Annotated in this window: 9 protein-coding genes; all 9 read right to left on the reverse strand. The window is 71.9% G+C overall.

Annotated elements, in window-relative coordinates:
- Nucleotides 1-50 precede the first annotated feature (50 nt).
- The gene (locus G3I71_RS26260; protein WP_164317934.1) at nt 51-17,723 is read right to left on the reverse strand and encodes a hypothetical protein; all 17,673 of its coding nucleotides are present in this window, start codon (nt 17,721-17,723) and stop codon (nt 51-53) included.
- Nucleotides 17,724-17,730: 7 nt separating this feature from the next.
- Nucleotides 17,731-18,072 carry a hypothetical protein gene (locus G3I71_RS26265; RefSeq protein WP_164317936.1) on the reverse strand — a complete coding sequence of 114 codons (342 nt, stop codon included), beginning with the start codon at nt 18,070-18,072 and terminating at the stop codon, nt 17,731-17,733.
- Between the two features lie 5 nt (nt 18,073-18,077).
- Entirely contained in the window at nt 18,078-18,536 is a 459-nt protein-coding gene (locus tag G3I71_RS26270) for a YbaB/EbfC family nucleoid-associated protein (protein ID WP_164317938.1), read from the reverse strand.
- 70 nt (nt 18,537-18,606) lie between these two features.
- Nucleotides 18,607-21,288 (reverse strand): AAWKG family protein, encoded by a 2,682-nt coding sequence (locus tag G3I71_RS52330; RefSeq protein ID WP_164317940.1) that lies wholly within the window; start codon nt 21,286-21,288, stop codon nt 18,607-18,609.
- Nucleotides 21,289-21,354: 66 nt separating this feature from the next.
- Nucleotides 21,355-21,792, reverse strand: coding sequence for a type VII secretion system-associated protein (locus G3I71_RS26280; protein WP_164317942.1), 438 nt, complete (start codon nt 21,790-21,792; stop codon nt 21,355-21,357).
- A gap of 85 nt (nt 21,793-21,877) precedes the next feature.
- Nucleotides 21,878-22,198, reverse strand: a complete 321-nt coding sequence (locus tag G3I71_RS26285) for a WXG100 family type VII secretion target (RefSeq protein WP_164317944.1) — start codon at nt 22,196-22,198, stop codon at nt 21,878-21,880.
- Between the two features lie 53 nt (nt 22,199-22,251).
- The gene (locus G3I71_RS26290; protein ID WP_164317946.1) at nt 22,252-22,590 is read right to left on the reverse strand and encodes a hypothetical protein; all 339 of its coding nucleotides are present in this window, start codon (nt 22,588-22,590) and stop codon (nt 22,252-22,254) included.
- A 124-nt stretch (nt 22,591-22,714) separates the two neighbouring features.
- On the reverse strand, nt 22,715-24,316 hold the full coding sequence (eccB, locus tag G3I71_RS26295; RefSeq protein WP_164317949.1) for a type VII secretion protein EccB: 1,602 nt from the start codon (nt 24,314-24,316) through the stop codon (nt 22,715-22,717).
- A gap of 401 nt (nt 24,317-24,717) precedes the next feature.
- Nucleotides 24,718-25,642 (reverse strand): type VII secretion integral membrane protein EccD (gene eccD, locus G3I71_RS26300; RefSeq protein ID WP_239149357.1); only part of this gene is annotated, 925 nt, incomplete at its 5' end.

Below are 25,642 nucleotides of genomic sequence, written 5' to 3' on the forward strand. Positions count from 1 at the left end.
TACGGAAGCGCTGGGGACGGGAGTTGCTGCGGAGGTGCACAGGCCATGCCTCAGCCCTCCGGCAGGTGCTGAGCGGGCGTGGAGTACCCCACGCCGTCGAACTCGATCCGGATCGGTTCACCGGAGGTGGAGCCGTACCGGTGTTCGATGGGGCCCGGGCCGACGATCACGATATCCCGGCCCAGGGCCTGGGCCGTCAGCGCGGCCACCGTGGCGGCGTAATTCCCCGACTCCTTCCGGTTGAGGAGGAGTTGGAGCTGTTGTCTGGGATCGAGCGGCACAGCGGAGACGGTCAGCCGGTCGTCGAGCATGACGGCCTCTGCTTCCATGCCCGACGTCACCTCGATGCCCAGCGAGCGGATCTCGGCCATCGACAGGGTGTCGTCGCCGGCCGGCAGCCGGACCCCCGACGGGACGTCGGCGGGGTCCAGTTCCACCAGTCGCCCGCCCGCCCAGTGGTGCAGGGCAGCGGTGCTGTCGACGTTGTCCAGCCGTCCCGCCCCACCGGCCGGCCCACCGGACCCGGAGGCCGCGCTCACCGGCAGCGCGTTGAGCAGCGCGGCGGCGAACGAGCCGTCCGATGGCACCCGGCCCGGGGCTCCACCGGCCGGAGGCGCCGTACCGTCGGTGCCGGACGTGTCCTCCGGATCCGCAGGTGCCGGCACCGGGGGCTCCACATGTCCCGGTGCGTTCGGGGTGAGGCCGCGGGCCGGGGTGGTGTGGGCGGCGGGGTCCGGCCAGCGGGGTGGGGCGGAGGCCAGGGAGCCCGTCGGGACGTCGGTCGGCGGTGCCGTGCGGTCGGTCGCCATGAGAGTCGCGAGGGCGGGTAGGGCTCCTTCGGCGGCCGTCTGGAGGCGGGTCTGGGCGTTCAGACGGGCGTTGGCCGTCGTGATCCCCTCCGCGAGTTCCTGGGCGCGTCGATGGGCTTCCGCGAGCGCCTCCACGGCGGCACGGCGGCGCTCGGTCGCGTCGGCCAGCTCGGTGCGGGGCCGCTCGGCGTCGTGTTCGGCCGCCAGTTCGGCGGTACGCCGCTCGGGCAGGACACGCCGCTCGGCATCCTCGACGGCCTCCCGAGCGTTCCGCAGATCGGTGTCGATCCCGTTCAGGACCTTCCGCTCCTCGTCCCTGGTCACCCGCAACTCGTCGAGCGCCTGCCGGGCCTTGCGGGCCCGGGTCTCGTCCGGACGCTCCTCCCCGCCGCCGTCGGCGGGCCGGTTGCGGTTGATGTCGGTGGCGACAGAGTCCGCCCCCCGCACCTGGAGTTCCGCGGCCCGGATGTCCTTGTCGAGTGCGCCGATCCGCGCCGATCGTTCGCCGACAAGAGCGGCCAGGCGTTCCACCTCCCCCTGCCACCGCTCGATTTCCCGCTGGACGAACTCCCGTGCTTCCTGGGCCGCGGTGACCTCCCGTTCGGCGGTCTCGGCCGCGGTACGGGCCTCCTCCAGGGCCTCGGCCGCGAGGGCGGCCTCCCCTTCGGCGTCGGACAGCACGGTCCGGTGCGCCGCGCTCTCCCGACCGAGGGCGAACTCCTCCTCGCGTGCCTCCTGTTCGGCCGCCGCCGCGGCGGTCAGCGCGGTGGCCCGGCCGTCGAACCGGCCCCAGGCGGCCGTACCGGCCTCGCCGAGTCCCGAAAGGGTGCCGTCGGGGCCGAAGTTCCAGAAGGTGAGGGTGCTGTCGTCGGAGCGCAGGACGAGTTCGACGGGCTTGCCGACGCGTGCGGCGGCGCGGGACACGGCGAACAGGGCCCGGCCGAGATGTTGTTGCCCGGCGGTGGTGCCGGTGTCGCCGATGGCGAGCCACAGTTGGGCCGCCGGGTCGGCGGCGTCGATCTGCGAGGCCAGGAGGCCGGGCAGGGTCCGCAGTGGATGCCGCGTCCAGTCCCGCAGTTCGGGCGCCGCGACGACCGCCTCACCCCCCTGCGTGTCCGCGTCCGGCGTCCCGGCGGCCACGGCCTCGGCATCCGCCGCCGCCCGTACCATCGCGGGCAGGTCGTACACCTGCGGCTGGGTACGCGGGGGAGTGATCCCGTGGCCGAGGGCGTCCCGCTCCCCGATGCGCACCGTGGCGGTGCCGGAGACGTGCCGCACGCCCGCCGGGCCCCTAACGGTGAGGTACGCGTCGACCAGCGCCTCGTACGTCCGTGTGCCGCGCGCGCCGTCGGTGGGGGCGCTCGTGCTGCCCGTCTTGAGCCATTCGCGGACGCCGCCGCTGGTGCCCCCGGTACTGCCCACGGTCTGCGGCTGGCGGGCGAGCACGGGGACGCCGACGCCGCCGAGGGTGCGGTCGGGGTCGTCGGTGCTGTAGACGCCCTGGAAGCTGATTCCGCCGGTGGTGGCGCCGCTCTGGGACGAGCCGCCGGTGGCGGACGCGATACGGACGCGGTCGAGGGTGACGTCCGCGCTCTGCGTGACCCGGCGCGGGTTGTGCAGGGCGGCCGACAGGCGGGGCGGGGTGCCGGTGGCCGACTCGAAGGGCAAGGCGCCGGGCATGGTGTCGGTGAGGCCGGCGGCGGTGCGCGGGAGGTCCAGGGCGATCTCGCCGGCCTGGATGAGCTCGCCGATCCGCACAGCGCTGCTCTCGGTGGACGTCGACGTGGAGGGTGACCGCCAGCCACGGTCCTGACCGGGGGCGACGGTGTCCAGCGCGGTGGTCAGCTCCGACCAGGCGTTGAACTCGAACACCGGTGCCGGACCCATCGGTACGAACCGGGCGCCCCGTGGGGCCGGGGCCGTCGTGCCGACGGCCGGCGTCAGCGGCGCCTCCACCACCTCGGCGGCGGCCGCCTCACCGCCGGTGAAACGCAGGGTGACAGAGGCCGGGACGGTCGCCGTGCGGTCCGGGCGGGCGCTCAGGGCGCGTCTGATCCAGGTCCAGTTCTCGGTCGCGGCGTCCGCGTCCGTGTCGTACCAGGCGAGGACACCGCCCTGGAGGGCGCCGCCGACCAGGTTGGGCGGCCAGTCCGCGACGAGTTCGGAGCGCACGGAGGCGGTGAAGTCGTAGTCGAGGTCGAAGTCGGCGGCGCTGTCCGTGCGCAGCCAGAAACGGTCCTCGGCCGTGGACGCGGCCTTCGTGCCCTGGCTCCTGGTGCTGCCGACGCTCAGCCCGGGGCCGCTCCGGTCGGTACGGGTGTCCTGCCCCGGACGCGGGTATCGCGTGGTGGGGTTGAAGGTGAGGCCGTGCTGCGTGGTGCTGGTCGTGCCGGTGGTGACACCGGCCGGGGTGTGCCCGTGGTACTGCTCAAGTCCCGTACCCGGTCCGGCGTTTCGGCCGCGCACCCCGCGCAGTTCGTTCGCGTCGCCGCGCGGCCGGGCGGTCAGGGTGACCTCGACCAGACGGGCGCCGCCGAGCGCGAGGTGGCGGAAGTGGAAGCGCTGGGCGCCGCGCGGGCCGCGTCCGGGCAGGGCACGCAGACCGGCGGTGGAGGTGTAGTCGGCGATCCGGGAGGCCACGCCGGGCAGATAGGAGGAGTGACCGGGCTGGGTGACGCCCGGCGCCTCGGCCTCGACCAGCGCGGTCAGTTCGGCCCGCAGCCGGTCCCGGCGCTCGGCGAGGGCGGGCTGTCCGGCGGGGGCGGGGGGCGCTTCCTCGGTGGCCTCGTCGGCCGGTCCTTCGGGCGTGCCGGGGTCCGCCGGGTGGGTGGCGGGGCCGTCGGCCGGGCCCTCGCCGGGCGCGATGGTGGCCGGACCGCCGGCCTCGGCGCCGACCTCGTCCGGTTCGGCGGCGGGCACCGGCGCCAACTCGTCGAACTGTGTGACGGACAGCACTGCGGCCAGGCCCGGCTCCCCGGTGCGGGTGAAACGCTGGGGCAGAGGCAGCTCGGCCGGGGCGGGCGACGGGGGAGTGAGCCCCTCGACGCCGCTGAACCACGCGTCGTACCGGACGAGTTGACCGTCGGTCAGCAGGAACTGCACGGCCTGCGGCAGGTCGACGGCGACAGTGATGTCAGGTTCGCTGCCGTAACCGAGGGTGTTGCCGACCACGTTACGGGTGCCGCGCCGCACGGTGATCAGGATCGTCGCGTCGGCGCCGACCCGGTGCTCCATGCCGCTCTCCGTGGCCGTCCGGTTCACGGCGGTACTGGAGGAGACCGTGCCCGAGTCCTCCGTCCGGCTGGTGTACGTGTACTTCCCGGAGGGCCCGAAGACGGTGGGCGGGGCCGGTGTCGAGGCCGTCCCGGGGGCGGTCCCGGAGGGGGCGGGAGTGGCGGGCGCCGTGGCGGGTGTCCTCGTCCCGGTGACGGCGACCCCGGTCTGGTGTGTGCCGCTGACCGACTTCTGCTGGGCGGCGGAGTCGGTGGCGGCGACGCCGGTCTCCAGGTACTGCTTGGCGCTGTGCAGATGCCGCGCGTTGTGGAGCACACCGCGGATCTCCAGCGCGTACTCCTGGTCGGCGCCGAGCCCGGGCAGGGTGATGCCCTCGACGACGTACCCGCCCTTGAAGATCTGGTGCGCGCGGGCGACGAGGTTGCCCGGGGCCAGCGCGGCCTGCCGCACCTCGGCGGCGACGGTGGTCGGATCGCCGGCGCTCTGCCCGGCCAGGCTGGAGGCCACCGACCGGGCCGCCCATGCGACCAGCTCAGGGCTCGCCGCACCGACGGCGGCGGCCATGGACCCCAGCCGCCCGGTCTCCGGGTGCCCCGGATGGGTGCCCTCGAGGATCTGCCGCAGCGCCTCCTGGAGGACTCCCGAACCGCGGAACACGTCCACGATCGCGTCGTCCGGCAGTTTGACGATCCCTGGCAGCGGGCTGCCGTCGGGGCCGGTCATGGCCAGCCGTGAGTGATCGGCGTCCACCGGTTCGGACACGGTGTGCGCGGGGGCCGGCGAGGCGGGCTCGGACGCCGGTTCCAGGGTGCGGTGGTGGGGCACCGCGAGGGTGATGGTGCCGCCCACCGTCCGGGGCGGCGGCCCGGACGGCCTGGCCTCCTCCAGGAGGTTCAGCTGCAGATCAGCGAGGGCAGCCGTCCCGGGCGCCGGGGAGTCGGGCGGCGCGGACGGGGTCGGGACGGTGTGCTCGGCGAAGCGCACGGCGGGCTCGGCGCCCGGACCGTCGTACAGGTCGAGCGCGAACAGCGCCGGTATGTCGAAGACCTCGCTGCCCTGACCGGAACCGATGAACAACTGGTCGTGCGCCAGACCGGCGCCGACCGTGGCCGTGTGGCCGGTCTGCCGGCTGTACGAGTAGTCCGCGGCCCCGCCGAGGGTGCCCGAGCCTTTGATGTACGGAATCGCGAGGCCGGACGGCCCTTCGGTGTACGGACCCACGGGGCCGGACGGGCCGCCGCCGAAGCCCAGCGACCAGCCGTAGCCGGATGCCTGCTGCTCCGTACCGGCCATGCCGAAGGAGGCCAGGGAGACGTGCTGGATGTCGGGGAGGGTGCGGGTGTGGGTGCTCGGCAGGGCGGCGGCACCTGTACCACCTGCCGTACCTGTACCACCTGCGGTACCTGTACCCGTACCTGTGTTCGTGCCCGGGTCGCGGACGGCGGTGAGGTTCAGCTTGATGCGATGGGTGCCCGTGGTGGTGGGCCGTTCCAGCCACAGGGGGTGGCCGCCGTCGACCATGGCGTCGGTCGCGGCCCGCAGACCCAGGTCGGAGCGGGCCTGCTCGAAGCGCCGCAGATTGTTCAACTGGGCCTGCACCAGCTGCTCGTCGGGCAGCACAAGGTTGCGGACGTTCGTCTCCGGCGGCAGGAAACCGTTGGCGCGCAGCCAGACCTCGGCATGCCCGAAGAGCTCTTGAGGGCCGTCGACGGCCAGCGGGGCCGCGGTGATGCCGATGCTTTCGAGGTTCTCCAGTTCGGAGGGGAGCGCGCGCCGCTCCTCGAGGGCCGGCCGGTGCCCCCGGGCGGATTCCCGGGTCAGCAGCCGCAGTTGCATTCCGTTGTCCCAGGGCCCGAAGCCCTGCGGGGTCTCGCCGCCACCGGGCCGGACGAGGGTGACCGTGTGCCGGACGACGGCGGGGGTGAGGAGATGACTCCGGTTGGTGCGCAGGCCGTGCAGGACAGCGGCGGTGCCGCCGTTGCCGAGGGTGTCGCTGGTCTGCCACCGCACGCCGCCCTTGCCGACGAGGCTGCCCGCGACCTTGCCCGACGCGTCGGGGTGCTTCTTCGCGTGGTCTCCGGTGAACGCCGGGCCGACCCCGATGTCGACCCCGACGGCGTTGGTGATCCTGGCCTGGCCGTCGACCTTCACCGTCTGGATGAGATGGCTCTCCAGGTTGATCTTGGTGTCCAGGCTTTGGTGTGTGGGTGTTCCCGGTGTGACCGCCGTGGTGACCTTGAACATGCCGATCGCCCGGCCCCGCGAGTCCAGAAGCAGCGGCGAGAAGATGCCGCCCGACCGCTGCATGGGCAGGGTTCCGCGCAGCACGGGCTCGGCCAGGAACGCCTCCAGCTCCTGGGCGGAGGAGTCGCTCAGCGTGGACAGCTCGTCGTGGAAGGCGCTCAGCACGGACTCCAGCAACTGCTGCGGCTCCGCGACGGTGTCGACCCCCCACACCGGCAGATCGTCCAGCCCGGCCGCCGTCGGCAGCGCGGTCCCGGACGTGTCGGCCACGGCCAGATGCTGCGGGAACCAGACGGTGACCGGCCCGTGGGCCTGCGGCGGACTCCAGTTGACCGGTGGCGCCATCCGGGGCGTGTCGACCCGAACCTCCCAGTCCGACGTGAACTCGTACGCCTGCGACAGCTCGTTGCTGCGCTGGGCTGTGGTGGTCTGCACGGCCTGGGTGACCGAGGTGGAGAGCGACAGCTGATTGTGGGTCACGGTGAAGGAGGGCCCGATGTCCACGCCCCGCACCGATCCGGGTGCCGGCACGGGCACCGACCACGACCAGGGCATCGGCACGGTACGGACGTTGCCCGAGGACTCCGAATCCCCCGACTCCTGCGCACCGAACCCACGGCGCTCCACGCGGACATCGGGGTCGGTGACGTCGTGGATGCCGTAACGAGGCGACGGCACCGGCTCGCGCAGCCCCAACCGTACGTCCACGGTTCGTTCACGGCCGTCGACGGTGACTGTCACCCGGTGGCCCATGCTGCTGCGCAGATAGGGCAGCGCGAGCACCAGTTCGGCGCCGCCGAGCCGGTCCCGCAACTGGCGGAGCACCGGATGCTCCTCGGCCGTCGGGGCCGGGATCCTCAGGGCGCGGAGGATCTGTTGGTGAACGCCGTCCACCACTCGGGCGGGCAGCGGCTCGACCTGTACGAGGCCTACGTTGCCGTCGTGCCGACTGCCGTAGTCACGCACGAAGGGCGAAAGGGGCGGGGGAGCGAGCGGCTCGGCACCGGGGGCGGCATCGGTATCGGCCTCGGTGCGCGGCGCCGGGGACGCGTCGCCGATCAGCGCGTTGATCAGGGCCAGGTGGCGGGGGCGCAGGCCGCCGTGGGCGTAGTGCTGCTCCGCATCGGCGGCGGTGGCCTCGGTGCTGACGGACCGGGGTACGGGGAGTCCGTAGTCGCCCATCAAACTGCCCTGGACTCGGGGGCGTTGGGGTGCGGTGGCGTCGGGGGACTCGTCGCGCAGGCCCAGTTGGTGGCCGACCTCGTGGACGAAGTCCTGGCCGGTTCCGTCAAGTCGCCAGGTTCGGTGGGAGGTTCGGACACCGGAGGCCGGGTCGGCCAGCCTCACCTTCAGGTGGGCCTGTCCGCCGGGAGCTGCCGGTATGACGGTGACGTGGATGCGGTCGCCGTTGGGGAGCCGGTGGCCGGGGGTGTTGAAGACGCGTTCGACGCCCGCTGCCATCCGGTCCCAGACCGCCTGTCGGTCGGCCTCGGGTATGTCGTCGGTGTTGGTGAACTCCACTTCCACCGTCAGGTCGGTGACGGGATCGCCGTCGTGTGTGAAGCGGCGTACGTCGAACCCGGACCGTACGACGTACTGCGTGACCTTGCCGTTCGCGTCCCTCGGCCGGGACACCGGATCGACCCAGGTGTGCGAGCGCTCCACGGGGGAGGCGCCGGCACGGGCCGCATCCCACCCCGGAGGGGCCGGCGGCACCGGAGCCGGGGTGTCGGTCTGCTGCCGGCCGGCTGTCGGCGCGAGCGGATCGGTGCCCTGCCCCTGCCCCGCTTCCGTGGCGAAGACCCTTCCCAGCGCCTGCAGAACCTGGTCGTTGTCCGAATCCTGTGCCTGCGTGGTCAACCTGCCGAAGTACGCGCCGAGTGGGGAGTCGGTCCGGCCCGCGTCGGCGATCGCCCTCGCGATGACCTCCACCTGCTCCGGAGGCGGGGCCACCGACAGTGCGGCGGACTGGGCCCTCAGGGCCTCCAGATGCTCCTCATGGATGCCCGCCACCACCGCCAGCAGCCCGTCACGGTCGGCCGGGGACAACTCGGCCCACACCTCCTGCAACTCCATCGACCACTTGTAGTCGGGCTTGCCCGGAGGAGCCGGAGCGAGCATGGTGTCGATCGCGCCCATGGCAGGGTGGCCCTCTCCCAGGACACCCAGGATGACGTGGCGCGTCCTGTCGCCGAGTACGTCCCTGAGGCGGACCAGCTCGTTGTATCCCAGATACAGCGTCACCTCGTCGTCAGTGGTCTCCGAGGGCAGCGCCCCCAGCACACTGCGAGCGGTCTCCGCCTGGCCTGCATCCCGCCTTGCGGGGAGGTACTCGAACTCCTCGCCCCACTCGCTCTTGGCGACTATCGCCGCGGTGACCTTCTGCAACTCGTCGACCGCGGCGGAGTCGTCGTCGGTGCCGGCCAGCGGATCGTACGGGGTGGTGTTGGTCCGCACCGAGAAGTACGGACGCCCCTGCACCTGAAGCATGTTCGTGGTGTTCGCGCCCTCCGCCACGGCGGGCAGTGTGCCCAGCTGGTACACCTGCCGGAACAGGCCCTGGGTGAGGTTCCCCGCCTCGACGACGATGACCTCGCCGGGCCTGGCCGTCGCGATCAGCCCGGGAAGCGCGGGGTCGTCCAGCCGCACCTGCGTGAGCCACGGGGCCTGATGGCGGGGCGCGATGTCGACCGTCGCGTTGCCCAGCGCCAACAGGACGGCGGGCCGGTCGAGTTTCGCGCCGTGTATGCCCTCCGCCAGGGCGGCCAGTGTCGAGGCCCGCTCCGAGGGGTGCAGGTTGTGCAGGCCGTACGCCGGCATCAGCTCCATCCTGACGTCCCCGACCGCGTGCGCTATGGCCGTCAGACCCGCCGCGCGTTCCGGGGTGGAGGACTGATCGGCGATCATCCCGTCCAGGGCGGCGCCGGTCAGGCGCGGTACCTCGAACCGGTAGAGGGCGCTGTCCGGGATGCCGTCCGTGTCCTGGAGGTCGGTGACTTCGGTGTCCGCGTCCGGTCCGGTGCGGGTGTAGAGGTAGCGGTGGCCGCCGGTCCACGCGTAGGGCTTGAGCACGACCGCCCGGTCCGCGCCGGTGAAGTGCAGGAAGTTGGCGGCCAGTTCGTCGTCGTCGACCAGGGCGTCGTTGGCGGCGACGAGGACCAGGTGGCCGTTACGGGGCCGACTGGTGGCGTCGTACGCGACGGCCGGGTCGAAGGCGCCCGTCACCCACACGATGCGGTCACGCATGTCGGTCGAGAGGAGCACGGCGAGGCGCTGTTGGACGTTCTCCGGCGCGATCACGGTGACGCGGCCCTCGTATCCCAGCCCGGTGAGCGAGTCGACCATCATCGTGGCCGCCGCCTGATGACCGAAGTTCGCCGCGATGTCCACGACGACGGTCACGCCGGGCAGTTCTTCGAGACCGTCCCGTACACGTCGGCGCAGTGCCGCCTCCGCCGGGGTGACCGGGGCGAGCGGGTCGGCGCCCATGGCGGGGGCCGGGTTGGGACGCGGGGCCGCTGAATTCTCGTCGGGGTCACCGACCAGCGCGTTGATCAGGGCCAGATGACGGGGGCGAAGCCCGCCCTGCGCGTAGTCGGATTCCGGGGCGCCGTCGAGGTCGGGCACGGAGACGGAGTAGTCGCCCATCAAACTGCCCTCGACCTGCGGGCGTTGCGGGGCCGTCGCGTCCCGGGACTCGTCGCGCAGGCCCAGTTGGTGGCCGATCTCGTGGGTGAAGTCGAGTGTCGTACCGTCCGTGCGCCACACGTGGTGGGAGGTGGGCCGCCCGGTGGACGGCGCCACCAGCTCCACCTTCAGATGGGCGCGACCGCCCGGCGGCACGGGGACGACGGTGACATGGATCCGGCCACCGCCCGGAAGCCGGTACGCGGGCGCGTTGAACACCTGCTCCACACCGGCGGCCATCCGGTCCTGCACCAGTTGACGGTCCGCCTCGGACACACCGTCCGCGTGGGTGAACTCCACCTCCACCGTCAGGTCGGTCACGGGATCACCGTCGTGCGTGAAGCGCCGTACGTCGAAACCGGACCGGACGACGTACTGCGTGGTCGTGCCGTCCGCCGCCCTCGGCCTGGACACCGGATCCACCCAGGTGTGCGACCGCTCCACGGGGGTGGCCGCGCCGCGTGCCGCGTCCCAGCCGGGAGGTGACGCCGGCACCGGCTCCGGGGCGGGCTCGCGGTGCCCGGAAACGGTCGCGGGGCGGCCGGTGCCGTCCCCCGGCCTGGCCGTCGGCGCGAGCGGATCGGCTCCGGGGGCGGGGGGAACAGAGGGCGCGATGTCCGGGGCGGCGCGGTCGCTGCTCGCGGCGGACTCCTGGTCGGTGACGGGCTGCTCGGCCGCAGTGTCACCCTGGTCGGAACCCGCCCAGGCGGACAGGGGATCGAAATCGTCGAAGTTCCCGAAGTCTCCGAAGTCCTCGTCATCCTCATCGTCCTCGGCCGCAGCCGGGGCGGGGGGCTGCGCGGAGGCCGAAGTGCTCGCCTCGGGCCGGTGGGTCCTGGGCGGGACGGCGGTGGCGGCGGCCAGCTCGGGACCGGGGACCTCCGGGGCCGGATGCGCGGACGACGTGCTGACGGCCGGCGCTGGGGAGGCCGTTTCCGATGTCGGGGTCCGGTTGGCGGCACTCGCCTCCCGCGCGCCCGGGAACAGTGTTCCCAGTGCCTGGAGTACCTGGTCGTTGTCCGGATGCCGGGCCTGCTGCGTCAACCGGGCGAAATAGCCGCCGAGTCGAGTGTCGGGCCGAGCCGCCTCGGTGATCGCCGACGCGATGGCCGTGACGTGCGCGGGGGCGGGGGCCACCGAGTGCTGCGCCGACTCCCGCCGCAGGTCTGCCAGATGCCGTCGGTGCAGATCCTCCGCTGCCGCCAGCAACGTGTTCCGCTCGGCCGGGGTGAGCCCGATCCACTCGTCCTCGAGCCTGATCTTCCTTTCGTAACTCTGCTCACCCAACAAAGGGCCTGCCAGCAGCGAATCGATCGTCTCCTGGTCGGGGCGGCCCGTCCCCAGGGCGTTCGCGACGACGGCGTCGACCCCCAGGCCGAAGGCCTCCGAGAGACGGTCCATTTCGTCGACGCCCAGCCACAGCTTCTCCGCGCCGGTGTCGTTGTCCGCCTCCGAGTGCAGGTCCCGCAGCACCTTGAAGGCGGTCTCCGCCTGACCCGCCATCTTCCACGCGGAAGTGTCCGCCAGCCGCGCTCCCCAGTCACTCTCGGCGGTGAGCGCCTCGGTGACCCCCTCCAGCACGCCCACGGCCTTGCTGACGTCCGGGGGCACGGACTCGGCACGGTGGCCGAGCAGGTCGTACGGGGTGTTGTTGGTCCGCACCGAGAAGTACGGACGCCCTTGTACCTGAAGCGTGTTGGTGGTGTTGGCGCCCTCCACGACGGCGGGCAGTGAGCCCATTCCGTACATCTGCCGGAACAGGTCCTGGGAGAGGTTCCCCGCCTCGACGACGATCACCTCGCCGGGACGGGCCGCCGCGATCCGCTGGGGGAGCAGGGGATCGTCCAGCCTCAACTGCGTGAGCCACGGGGCCTGGTGGCGCGGCGCGAAGTCGACCGTGGCGTTGCCCAGGGCCAGGACGACGGCGGGCTTGTCGAGCTGCGCGGCGTGCACGCCCTCCGCCAGGGCGGCCAGAGTGGACGCCCGCTGCGACGGATGCAGGTTGTGCAGACCGTACGCCGGCATCAGTTCCATCGCGTCGCTGTCAACCGCGTGTGCCACGGCCGTCAGACCCGTCTCCCGTTCCGGGGAGAGCGCCGCGGCGCCGATCAGATCGTCCAGCGCCGTGCCGGTGGCAGGCGAGACCTCGAACCGGTACAGGGCGCTGGGCGGGATACCGGTCCCGCCTTCGAGGTCCGTGACCTCGGTGTCCGCGTCGGGGCCGGAACGGGTGTAGAGGTAGCGGTGGCCGCCGGTCCACGCGTAGGGCCGCAGCACTATCGCCTGGTCGGAGCCGGTGAAGTGGAGGAACTTGGCGGCGAGTTCGTCGTTGCCGATCAGCGCGTCGTTGGCCGCGACCAGGACCAGGTGGTCGCGCCGGTCACGGCTGGTGACGTCGTACGTGGCGGCCGGGTCGAAGGTGCCGGGCACCCAGTCGACGCGGTCGTTCGCCGAGGCGGAGAGCAGGCTCTGGAGTCGCTGCTGCACGTTCGCCGGGGCGATGACGGTGATCCGGCCCTCGTAGCCCAGCTCACCGAGCGACTCGATCATCATGGTGGCGGCGGCCTGATGCCCGAAGTTCGCCGCGTCCTCCACGGCCACCGTCACCCCGGGCAGGTTCCTGAGCCCGTCCCGCACCTGCCCCCGGAGGGCCACCTCGTCGGCGGTCGGGTCGGCCCCGCCGCGCGTCTCACCGATCGCGGTGAGCAGCGCCGGCCGCTGCTCCACGGGGGCGTCGAGCAGGCGGTGCCACAGCGCGTGTTCCGGGAGACCGTCCGGGACGCTCGACGAGGTGAGCGTGGCGGGCGCGAGCGGGTCGGCCCCGGGAACGGGGACCGGGTCGGAGATGGGGCGGGACTCGGTGGCGATGCGCGGCGGGGCGTCGGTGTCGACGTCACTGCCGATGTCGCCGACCAGGGCGTTGATCAGGGCCAGGTGGCGGGGGCGCAGGCCGCCCTGGGTGTAGTGCTGTTGGACGTTGGTCGCGGTGGCCTCGGTGCTGACGGACTGGGGTACGGGGAGTCCGTAGTCGCCCATCAAACTGCCCTGGACTCGCGGGCGTTGGGGTGCGGTGGCGTCCGGGTACTCGTCGCGCAGGCCCAGTTGGTGGCCGACCTCATGGACGAAGGCCTGGTCGGAGCCGTCCGTGCGCCACACGTGCTGGGACATGGGCCGGCTGTCCGACGTACCGGCCAACTCCACCTTCAGGTGGGCCTGTTGGCCCGGGGATACGGGGGCGACGGTGACGTGGACGCGGTCGCCGTTGGGGAGCCGGTGACCGGGGGTGTTGAAGACGCGTTCGACGCCCGCTGCCATCCGGTCCCAGACCGCCTGTCGGTCGGCCTCGGGTATGTCGTCGGCGTTGGTGAAATCCACCTCGACCGTCAGGTCGGTGACGGGATCGCCGTCGTGTGTGAAGCGGCGTACGTCGAACCCGGACCGTACGACGTACTGCGTGACCTTGCCGTCCGCATCTCTCGGCCGGGACACCGGATCGACCCAGGTGTGCGAGCGCTCCACAGGGGAGGCGCCGGCACGCGCCGCATCCCACCCCGAATGCGCAGGTACAGGTACAGGTACAGGTACAGGTACAGGCGCAGGTGTCTGCGGTACGTCGTCGATGGTCGGGTCGTAGGTACCGGGCGGCAGCACGGCGGTCGACACGATGCGGTCCAGGGCCGTCGACTGTGCGTCCAGTTCTACCGGGGGAACCTGCAACAGCTGGGCGAGCCCGGGATAGAGGTTCGGCAGCGCGGGGCTGCCCGCGGGCTGAGCGGTCGTGGGCCCAGGGTGCCAGTTGGCGTGCGCCTTGCCGATCACCACGACGTAGTCGTCATTGCGGCCGGCCCGGTCGCGCTGCACCGTGAGAGCCGCGTAGGCGTTGAACTTCACCGCCCGCTCGTGGCTCCCCCAGTCCCCTCGCATCGAGGAGGAGGCGGGGGTGCCGTCCAGGGCGACGACCCGGATTCCGTGCGCATGGGCGGCCTCCAGGGTCGCCACCAGCCCGGCACCGGGCAACGAGTTGTGCGCGGAGTCGTACAGCGTGGCCATTCTGCGCAGTTCGACGGGCATGGGCGCGTTGGGCGGAGACTGGAAGTACCTGTTGAGCGAGGGCTGGAAACTGTCGCCGCGCAGCGCCTCCACGTAGACCGTTCCGACACCCTGAGCCTGGAGCGCGGCCATGTTGTTGATCAGGAAGGGCCAGCTGGTAGAGGCGCTGTGCGTCTCCCCGAGGATCAGACCGTGGTGCACGTTCAGTACGGCGGTGGCGGCGGAGAGGGCGTCAGGCGCGGTCCCCAGGGCGGTGTCCACCGCGGTGAGGTCCGCCGGGGTCAGCGATGCGGGCCGGTTGTCCGACTGCCGCGTGATCTCGCCTTCCAGCGTCCGGGCCCGAGCCTCCTGTCCGCGCCAGAAACCCGCCGGCCGGTAGTCGAGCTGCCCCACCGCCTTCCACCAGTCGGCGTTGTCGAGCAGCCGCAGGTCCGGATGCGCGTCGTTGATGGGGTCCCTGATCTCGCTCCTGAGCACGGCCCGGGTCATCTGGTCCAGATTGCCGAAGGTGACCGGGTCCCAGTCGGTCTTGAAGGTGGTTCCGCCCTGGTTGAGACGGATGCCGGGCACCGGCCCGGTCTGGTTGATCGCGCCGCCGATCGCGGTCACCCTCGCGGCCTCCGCCCTGTCGGGCTTCATCCAGCGGTACGTCTTGTGCACGACGTTCCGCCGGGGCGGATAGACCAGGGACGGCCCGGCAGGGCTCTCCAACAGGTCAGGTGTCCGGGCCCGGCCGAAACCGAAGACCCCGCCGAGCAGCCGTGGCCGCCGGACGAGGTCGGCCTCGTCGACCTCCGACGACGGCGCGTCGACGCCCAGCGCCGCCAGATGGTTGATGCTGTCGGTCACCCAGGCATGCGCGTCGTGCAGTTGCCCCTGCGCCTCTGCCGACTCGCGGCCGTGCGAGGTCCCCTGGCCCGAGGCCCGCACCGCCTCGGCCGCCTCGAAGGCCACCTGCGCCCGCCCCAGCGCGGTCAACGCCGAGCCGTAGTCGGCCAGCGCCTGGTCCGCGTCGTAGCCGGCCAACTCCCGCCGGTACGCGTCCGGCGACTCGGCCGGATACTCCGTCGGCGTCTCCTCGTCCGCCGGTCCGGTGGGGGCCGCCCGGCCCTTCCCCTTGTCCACGGCGGGCGCCACCGCGTCCGTGTCCGGCGACGAAAGTCCGGCCGGTACGTCGACCGGCGCCTGCGACGTGGCCGTGACGGGGACGGGGGTGACCGGGGCCAGTGGGTCGGCGCCCACGGAGACCCCGGGAGCCGCGACCGGCCTCGACCCGGACCCGGACCCGGACCCGGACCCGGAACCGGAACCGGGGGTGACCGTCGGGCGGGACTCGGTGGCGATGCGTGTGGGGGCGTCGGTGCCGTCGGTGTCTTCGGCGGGTGTACCGACCGTACGGACGGAATCCGGTGCGGGGACAGTGTCCTGGTCCGGGTCGGCCTGGGATTCGGGGAGTTGGTCCCGCAGGCCCAGGCGGTCGCCGATCCGCTGGACGAGGTCCTGTGCCGAATCCGCCTTCAGGTGCGCGCGCCCGCCGGGAGGTACGGGGACGACGGTGACTTGGACGCGGTCCCCGTTGGCGAGCCGGTGTCCCGGCGCGTTGAAGACCTGCTCCACATCGGCGGCCATCCGGTCCAGGGCCGCCTGCCGGTCCGCCTCCGGCAGGGCGTCGGCGCCGGTGAACTCCACCTCCACCGTCATCTCCGCCACGGGCTCACCGTCGACGGTGGAACGGCGTACGTCGAAACCGGACGCGTCGGTGTCGGTGCCCGACTCCGTCGGAGCCGCCCCGCGCTGCGACGGCTGCGGTGCGGATGTCTGCGAGGGGGACTGCTGCGAGCCGTGCGTGGACGCAGGGGCAGGGGCAGAGGTGGGGGAGGAGCCGGGGACAGGCGTGGGGGCGCTGCCGGTCGGGACCGGGGTGGCCGCGACCGGCCCCGTGGCGGATTCGGCGCCGGACGGGGTGCTGGTGTCGGACGTGGAGCCGGACCCGGCCACGGACTCGGAGCCGGATTCCGGCGAGGGCTCGGACTCGGACTCCGTACGGGGCTGCGTGCCGTCATCCGTCGACGTGGTGCGGGCCGGTTCCGGAGCCCCGGAGCCCGTGTGTGCCGAACCGGTCGTCGGTACGGAATTGGAGGCCGGGATGTCCGACCCGGCGCCCTGGGTCCGGGTGGCGGGGTCGACGCCGGTGCCGGTCGTCCCCGGCGAGTCTGTGGCACCGGGCTCGGCGGATCCCTCCGGGTTGTCGGCCTCGCCCGTGTCGGAGGAGCCGTCGGTCTCCTGGTCGGTGCTCGTGCCGTCGGACTGGTTGCCCCGAGTCCCGCCGGAGGAAGGGGAGTTGCTCGTCGGAGCGCTGCCGGGGGAGGAGGAGGAGCCGCTGCTTCCCGTGGTTGATGCGGCCCCGGTGCCGGAGGACGTGGTGGACACCGTCCCCACACCGCCCAGAGCCCCGACGCCCCCCAGACCAGCGGTACTTGGGACACCGCCGGCAACGTCGGCACCGGTGACATCGCCTGTCGACAGGTCCACGGACCCGGTGCCGCTCCCGACCCCGGCCCCGACGCCCCTCGTGGCATCGCCGTCGGTGTCGCCGCTGTTGTCACCGCTCCTGCCGCCCTTGCCCGTGCTCTCGGCGTCCCCGGAGACCGGCAGCACGTTGACGCTGCCGAAGTCGAAGCCGGAGCCGAACTTGCCGCCGAGCGACGACGCCCCGTCGAACAGCGCCGAGGTGACCACGGAGCTCATGCCCGCGCCGACGAAGGTCTCCCAACTCCCTTCCCACTTACCGTTGAAGATCCCGTTGACGAAGATCTCCGCGACCGCCTCCGCACCACCGGCCACCAGGAACTCGTCCGCACCGCCGCCGACGCCCCGGACGAACCTGTCGCCCGTGGACGGCCTCGGCGGATTGTCGATCTTCGAGGTGATGTCGTCGGTGAAGTTCTTGGTGTTGCCCTTGTTGAAGGGGTTGGGCCCCGGGCCGTCGAGGAAGTTCTTGAAGCTCTTGCCGATGTTCTTGGTGACCGAGTCGAACACCCCGTGGAACGCGCCGGCGAGGCCGCCGAAGACGCCGTCCTGGAAGATCTGCGACCAGTCGAAGTTGTCCGGACGGCGGCCCTCCGGGGCCATCGTCATCATCGCGAGCCGGACCACGAAGGTCTGGAACGCCTCGTCGAACGCCTCGGACAGGCTCGGCATCACATGGGTGCGCTTGAGCAGCTGGTCCAGGGTGGACAGGACGGCCACCCTGCTGCGGGCCTTCGCCGTGGCCGTCTGGGTGGCGGCCGAACCGCCGGTGAAGAAGGACAGCGCCGCGATGATCGCCAACTCGATGAACAGGCGGACCAGTTCGGCGATGATCTGCCACTTCGCCTCCATGATGTCCATGGAGGTCTTCACCCGGCCGTCGCCGACGTCGTCCAGCTGCTTGGAGAACTCCCGCAGATAGTTCGTGCCGCCGTTGTCCACGAACAGCCGCATCGCCCGTACGTACTGCTGCCCGACCTGGGGCGGCAGCGTGCTGCCGACGCCCCGCACGGACTCCTCGATCAGGTCGGAGAGGTCGCGGACGTTCTTGCCGAGCCGCTTGTACGGCTTGTGGCTGGCGTACGCGAGATCCTCGTCCGCCTGGAGCATCTTCTCGCCGATGAGCACGAAGAGCAGGTTGTTGAGCTCGGGCGAGACCATGATGCTCATGGCAGGGTCAGTGCCTTCCGCCGCGGCGTCCCGCGGAGTTGATCGAGTCGATGACACCGCTCTGGGTGTTGCGGATGTTCTCGAGGTTGGCCATGGTGCCGTCGGCGACGCTCACCACCGCCTCGACCAGGGAGGTCCCGGTCTCGACGGCTGTCTTGCGCTCGCGCAGCTCCTGCGGGACGACCTCCTGCGCGAAGCTGTCGTCCTTGCCGGGCCAGCCGTGGGTGTCGTTCACGGTGGTGGTGAAGTCTCGGAGCATCTCGTGGGCGAGCGCGCCGATCCGGTCGATCTGCCGCACGCCCGCCGCGAGCCGGTCCGGCTCGGCGTAGTACGCGTTTCCCTCGGCCATGACAGTCAGTCCTCCGTGTCCTCGTTGATCTCGTCGCGCAGTCGGCTGGACGACGAACGGTTCGCCCCGGCCCGCGGGCCGTCGAGCACACCCGGGCCGAAGATCTTGTGCCAGTCGACGTTCACGCCAGGCAGTTCGGGCACCGCGTCGCTCGGGCGGGTGAACGGCTCGAAGGTGTTCATCACCTGGCGCGCCATCACCGCGCGGGCCTCCTGGACCGCCTCCAGGACGCTGGCCGCCAGCTGGGTGGCGGACATGGTCCGGTGCTTGCCATCCAGGAACTTCAGCTCGGTCAGGTCGCCCTGCGCGCTGACGGTGACCTCTACCGCGCGGTCGGGGGAGCGCACGGTGCTGGAGGCGTCGGCGAGTTCGCGTTCGGCCCGCGCCACGGCGGTCTGGGTCGTCTCCAGGTCGGCCATGGCCTGGGCGAGCCGCTGCTCGATGGTCTCCCGCATGTCGCTCATGACCCCGCCCCCCGCCCCGAGCCGTTCGGTACCCGCGGCACCCGCAGCCCCCTCGACGTTCTCCGCGTGCTCAACGTCCGATCACGGCGGGTGCGCCGCCCTCGTCGGTGCCCCATATGTCCTCGTCCTCCGGTTCGGCCATCCAGCTGTTGCGGTCGCGGTCGCCGCTCTCGGTGGACCGGCCGCCCTGCCCCGCAGCCCCGGGGCCGCCCATCGGGTAGGGGGAGCTGGAACTCGTGGACGTGCCGCGGCCCCGGGTGACGGTCAGGTCCTCGTCCTCCGCTCCGGCTCTGCGGCCCGCGGACCGGGCACCGCGCCGACCGCTGCCGCCGGGCTCGGTGAGCACGTTGCGGACCCGCTCCGAGGAGCCGTTGCCGCCGCCACCGGCCCCGCCGCCGCCCATGCCCCCCATCCCGCCCATACCCGGGAACAGGGGGCTCCCGCCGGAGCCGGTCCCGCCCGCGCTGTCCGCCGAGCCGCTCGCGCCCGCGGTGAGCGGGGCACCGAGGGTGCTACCGCCCAGCACGTCGCCGGTGCTGTCCTCGCCGTCGTCGTAGTCGGCGTACTGACCGCTGTCGTAGCCGGCCCCGCCGCCCAGCAGACTGCTCGAGGTGAGCCCGGAGGTGCCGCTGCCGCTGCCGGAACCGGCCAGGCCGTCACCCAGGCTGCCCAGGTTGCTCAGGCCGTCCAGGTCCAGGGAACTGCTGCTGGTGGTCGGCGGGATGACGGTGGGGCTGGTGATGTCGAGGTCGCCCAGTCCGTCGCCGAGCCCGGTACTGATGTTGCCGGTCTCTACCGACCCGTCGGGGTTGGTCGTGGTCAGCTGGCCGGTTTCCGGGTCGATCGTGGTGACGGTGCCGTCGGGGAACGTGGTGGTGAGGGTTCCGTCGGGGTTCAGGCTGGTGACACTGCCGTCCGGGTTGGTGAATCCACCGGGGACGGTGAGATCGCCGGTGGTGACGGTGCCGTCCGGGGCGGTCGTGGTGACGGTCCCGGTCTCGGGGTCCAGGAGCTGGGTGGTGCCGTCGGGATAACGGGTGGTCAGCGTGCCGTCGGGGTTGAGGGTGGTGGTGCTGCCGTCCGGGTTGGTGACCGTGGAGCCCTTGGTGGCGTCGTTGCCGTCGTCCGTACCGCCCAGACCCAGGCCGCCGAGGCCCAGACCCGTGCCCAGGCCGGTGCCGAGCCCCGTACCGTCGCCGAGGCCGGTCAGGCTGTCCCCGAGGCCGTTGCCCAGGCTGTTCAGGCCGTCACCCAGACCGTTGATGCTGTTACCCAGGCCGTCACCCAGCCCGCCCAGCCCGTCGCCGAGACCGTTCAGGCTGTCGCCCAGTCCGTCGCCAAGGCCGTTGAGACTGTCCCCGAGCCCGTCGCCGAGGCCGTTGAGACTGTCCCCGAGTCCGTCACCGAGGCTGTTCAGGCTGTCCCCGAGTCCGTCGCCCAGACTGTTCAGGTTCTGGCCCAGGTTGTTCAGCGTGTTGTTGAGGTTCTGCTGGTTCTGGTTCGCCTGCTCGGCGAGGATGTCGCGCTGGTCCTTGTCGTACTGGTCGGTGAGGGTGGAGGTGTCCTTCGTCTCCATCTCCTCGAAGGCGTCCTCCAGATCGCTCCACGCGGCCTTGAGGTTGGTGATCGTCAGGGCTCCCGCCCTGACGAGGACGTCCTCCACGTGCTTGTTCCAGGCGGTGACGGCGGCCTCGCCGATCTTCTTCCAGGTGGCGTTGTAGTCGCGCAGGTTCCCGTAGGTGGGGTGGTTCTGCAGGAAGCCGGAGTCGGTGCGGTAGGTGTAGGTCGACTCGTCCGCGTACACGGTGGTGTGCTTGATGTTGTTCTCCAGCACCCACGCGGAGACCTGGTCGAGGATCTCCATCACGATGCGGTGCGGATCGTGCCGGCCGTCCCTGGCCCAGGTGTCCCACGCGGTGCTGAGGTTCTGCGCCTCGGTCAGCAGGGCCTTCTGAGCGGCGGCCAGTGAGTCGCTGAGCTTCGACTGCGGGGTGTGGCCACCCTTGAAGGCGTGCTGCGCCGTGTAGGGGGCGCCGCCCATCTGGTCCACGTAGTCGTCGTAGTTCGTGCGGAGTTGGTGGATGAGATGCCAGAACAGCCCCGCGGCCTGGCCCCGCCACGCCGCGTCCTCCTCGCCGAGCGAGGTCTCCCACTGGGTCAGGGTCGCGGCGTGGTCCTTGAAGAACGTCATCGTCCGGTCGTAGGACTGCGCGGTGCGCTCGAAGGAGTTGGCGTCCACGGCCTCGGCGTTCTGCACGTCGTAGCCGTTGTAGGAGAAGCCGCGCGTGGTCCCGTCGGCGAGGAGTTTCTGCAGCGCGGCCTTGGAACCGCTCACGTACTGACCGAGCGGGCCGAAGTCCCACTCGTCGCCCTGGCTGCCCGTGAACTTGCCGCCGCCCGTCATCTCGCCGGCGTCGAGCAGCCGGGCCCGGCCGTTCCCGTCCACCGGTACGCCGATGAAGACGAGGGTGGCCTGGTAGAGGGTGCCGTAGTCGTGCGCGCCGTCACCGCCGGCGTCGACGAACGCCAGGTCGTAGTCCTCGCCCTCCTGCGTGTGCCAGCCGACCAGGGCCGTGAAGTTGTCCGCGGTCAGTTGGGTCGAGACGAGGATCTCCAGACCGCCCCGGAACAGCGGAATGCCCTCCTTGCTGCTCAGCGTGTCGAAGAGCGTCTTCCGGCTGGGCACGCCGTAGCCGGTGAGGAGGGTGACTGCCTGACCCCATGCGTCGTCGGGGTCGTGCTTGGCTGGCATGGCGGGGCTCCACTGCGTGAGGTGGGGGGAGGGCGTACGGCGTGGGGCGGCGCGGGGCCGCCCGGATCAGTCGTCCTCGTCCCCGGCCAGGTCGCGGTCGATGTCCGACCAGATGTCCAGCAGCTTCTCGCCGTTGATGCCTTCGAGTGTGGAGCCCTGGGTGTTGAGCAGAGTGGTGAGGGTGGTTTCGAGGTTGTCGTCGATGTCGCCGAAGAGGGTGCCCTGGGCGTCGAGGATGTTGTCGATCGACGTCGCGGACGACAGGACCGAGCCCAGCAGCGTCTTGCCGTAGACGGTGTCGTCAGCAGTCATGAGACCGATGCCCAGCACGGCGTTCTCGCCGTAGTAGTCCGCGGGGAGGAGGCCCTTGGCGACGCTGTGCAGCGAGCGCACGCCGTTCGTGTCGTCCTTCATGATGCTCTTGAGATCGGTGATGAAATCGGCCAGGGCGTGCTCCCTGAACGTTTTCAGTGACGCCGCGTCCAGGCGGGTCAGATCCGCCATGGCTTCCTCCTGCTGGGTTGTCGGGGACGGCCGTGGAACCGGACGGGTTCCGGCCCCCATGGCCGTCCGCCCGGTTCGTCCGGCGTCAGCGGCCTATCTGGACTTCGGACCAGAGCTGGGAGAGCGAGTTCTCGCTGTAGCGGTAGCTGTCGGAGATGTCCGTGAGCAGCGTGGAGTGCGAGGTGAGCAGGGTCTCCATGTTCTTCACCGACGCGTCCCACGCCTGCTGCTTCTGGCGGTACATGCTGGCGTCCTCGCCGTACCAGGACTTGACCAGTTCGTTGAGCTCGGCCTCCAGCGACGCCAGGGTGTTCGCGATCGCCTTGGTCTGCTGGACCATGTCGTCGGCGGCGTTGTTCATGTGGTTGTAGTCGACGTAGATGTAACCGTCGGTCATGTCACCCATGGGAACCTCTTCTGCGATGGGGGGAATCGGGGCTTGGGCGGGGCTTGGCCCGGTCAGCCCGCGAGCTGGTCGAAGGCGGCCTGCGACTGCGTGTAGGCCTGGTTGATCGACTCGTTGGAAGAACCCTGGGTCTTGCCGTGCTGGCTGAGGCTCTGGTTGAGCTTGTCGACCATGTCCTCAAGACTCCGCAGGATGCTGGTGGCCTGGTCGTCCCACTGCTTGAGCAGTGAGCCGAACTGACCGCCGTCGCTGCCCTGATAGCCGCCGGAGAGCGTGGCGCGGGTCTGGTCGACGTCCTGCTTCGACTTCAGAATGCCGCTGAAGGCGGCTTCGAGCGCCTGGATGCCGTTGCGGGTCGCCTGTTCATTGGACTGCTGGCCGTTGCCTGCCATCGTTCCATCCTCGGGGTCGGGTACTGCGTCGACTCGGGCTACTGCCTTGACGTCAAGAGACTAGAGTTGCCCATGAAATGGTTGCAACATGACGCGACTCAGGGGTAGTTGGATCGGCCACAGTTCAACTGCTTTTACCTGAAAGCAACTTCCCGGCATTCTCCGGAGCGCCGGGAGCGCCGGGAGCGCCGGAGGCCGCGGAAACGCCGGCAGGGCCGGACGCGTCGGCGGTACGACCGCAGAGCGCCGCCCCGGCCGACGGGGCCGCCGCTCCGGACGCCGCCTCCGGGCTGAGGTCGGGCCCGGTCGGCAGCATCGCCAGCAGCGGTGAGGGCAGTTGGCGCGCATCGGACTCCGCGTAGCCCAGTCCGGCGAGAGCCTCCTTCGAGGACACCCGGTACTTCACCCCGTCGTCGCCCACGAGGTACGTCGCGGTGCCGACCGCGCCGCCGCCCGCGCTCAGCGCCCGCACCAGCACACCGTGCCCGGGACGCACCACGACCGCGTCCACCGGCAGACAGGCCGCCGCCACCGGCTCGCCGCTCGCCTGGGTGACCGGGGCGAGCTCGCTCTCCCGCACCAGCAGGGAACTGACCCGCACGCCGTCCGCACCCGGCTTCACCTGCGCGCACGCCGTCCAGCCGGCCGGCACCCGCACCGCGCGGGGCGGGGTGTCGGGGAGACCGGAGGCCGACGGGTCACGGCCGGTGCTGCCCGGCGCCTGGTGGTCCTTGAGCACGTCGGCGCCGACCGGCAGAGCCGTGGGCGAGGCACCGGCGTACGCCTTGGCGCGGATGTCCGGATCGCCCAGGAGCAAGGCGGCGCCGGTCGCGGTGACCGGCACCAGACCCTCGCCGCGCAGCAGGTAGTACTGGCCGCCCGCGTCGGGGCCCGAGGTGTCGCCCGGCACCGTGACCTGGAAGACCTGGCCCACCTTGGTGGCCGTACCGCCAAGCGACGGTCCCGCCGACCCCAGCCCCGGCACCTGCGGCGGGGCCAGCGCGCTCCCTGGCACGAGGGCGTCCAGGAAGGCGGCCGACACCGGGCGCGGGGTCACCGAGCTGTAGCCCAGTGAGAGCAGCGCGCCGGACTTGGTGTCCAGCGGCAGCCGGCTGCCCTGCCACACCAGGTACGTCTTCTTGTCCGGGCCGCTCACCAGTACCGCCTCACCGGCGCCGACCGGGTCACCCGTCACCGCGGCCCCGGCCACCAGGGCCGTCACCGGGCGCGTGGTGACCGTACCGTCCGCCGCCGCCGTGCCGCCCAGCGCCGAGCAGACCTGCCAGGCGCCGGACTCCAGGTCACCGGCGTCGGGCACCGAGTCGGGCGCGCCCGCGATACCCACCGCGGCGCCCACCGGTGTGCCGCGCAGCGACGCGGTGGACACGTCGGTGGTGGCCAGGTCCGCGCCGCCGATCAGCAGCGCGGAGGAGTAGTTGCGCACCGGACGCAGCCGCCCGTCGAGGTAGAGATAGCGGGCCCCCGTCTCCCGGTTGACGATCAGCGTCCCGCCGTTTCGCCAGGAGTCGTTGCCACCGGGCGAGATCAGACCGAACACCACCGACCCCGCCGCGATCAGCACCGTGATCAGCAGCCCGGCCACCGCACCCCGCGTGGTACGCCCGAGCGGGCTCTCCGGGGCGTCCGGATCGGCGAGCAGCATGCCCGACGTGAGCCGGCTCATGATGAAGGTGTGCGCCTGCACCTGGTCGCGCTTGGACTGCATGTACCGCGGGTCCTTTCAGTAAGCGGGGGGCGAGGGTGTCGGCCGCTGTGGCGGGTGGGGTGTGGTGGTGAGCTGTACGGCTGTCCTGGCCGGGGTGGTTGTGCCGGTTGTCGCGGCTGTCCGGCCGGGGCGGACGCGGGAGTTGTACGGTCGTCGTCGCCGAGTCGGCTGCCCCGTTCGCCCCGGCTGCCTCGTCCGGGCCGGTGGGGGAGTCGTACGGTTGTTCTTGCCCGGGAGGTACACGGGTCGTGCGGCCCGCGCCGTCCCAGCCGCTGGAGTCGGCCGACTCCCGCCCAGCCAGGGCCGGTTGGCAAGCCGTGCGGCCTTTCCGCCTCGCCCGGTCAGCCGGCCGCAGCGCCAGAAGCCGCCGCGCCGTCCGTACCCACCCCGCACCGCCCGTCTCAGCCGGTGATCGCGCGCAACGCGGCGAACAGACCCAGCACCCACAGGGTCAGCGGCAGCAGTGCCATCGCCAACAGGGAGTGGAGCAGTTCCGCCGCCCGCCCCCAGTACGGCAGCATCCGCCGTCCCGGTACCGTCCACGAGGCGACGGCCAGGACGGTGGCCAGGGCCAGCAGCCCCACCACCAGGAGCGGCCGGTCCGCCGTCTCCGTGTCCACGGCCAGCGCGAGCACCAGCAGCGCCACACCGAGTGAGCCGGGCAGTACCAGGGCGAGGCGCTGCCACACGTTGACCATGCCCCGGCCGTGCAGCAGCAGAAGCAGCGCCAGCGCCACCGCGGTCAGGGTCTCCGGCAGGCCGGGGTTCCTGGTCAGCGGCACCAGCGAGCCCGCGCACAGGACGCCGGTGGCCGCGTACAGGCCGGTCATCCAGCCGCTCGCGAGCTCCGTACGGGTGGCCACGTCCCGCCCGTTGTAGGGCTCGATGCCCTCCTGGAGCTGCCGTGCGTTCGTCGGCAGCGCGGGCATCCGCATCCCGGCGAGCTTGAACGACAGGGAGGGTACGAAGCCGCCCAGCAGCACCGTCAGCGCGGCGACCGTCGCCGCCGCGCCGTCCACGGAGAGGTCGAGGACGCTCATCAGACCGCCCGCCAGCGCCCCGGCCACGGCCACCAGCGCGGAGGCCGCGAACAGGGGTGTACGTACGGCCGCCAGGGCCAGCGCCAGCACCGCGCCCCCCGCTCCGGCCGCCGCGGCGGCCAACAGGCGGGCGCCGAGCACCTGGTGGGCGTCCGGACCGGCGATCTCGCCGCCCGGCACCAGCCCACCCCTCGCACACGAGCACAGCACGCCGCCACAGCGTCCGTCGTCAGAGGCCTCGGCCTCACAGCGGACCACGACTCGACTCCGGCCGCATGCCGGGCGC

It is taken from the genome of Streptomyces sp. SID12501 (genome assembly GCF_010550245.1).
Lineage (GTDB): Bacteria > Actinomycetota > Actinomycetes > Streptomycetales > Streptomycetaceae > Streptomyces.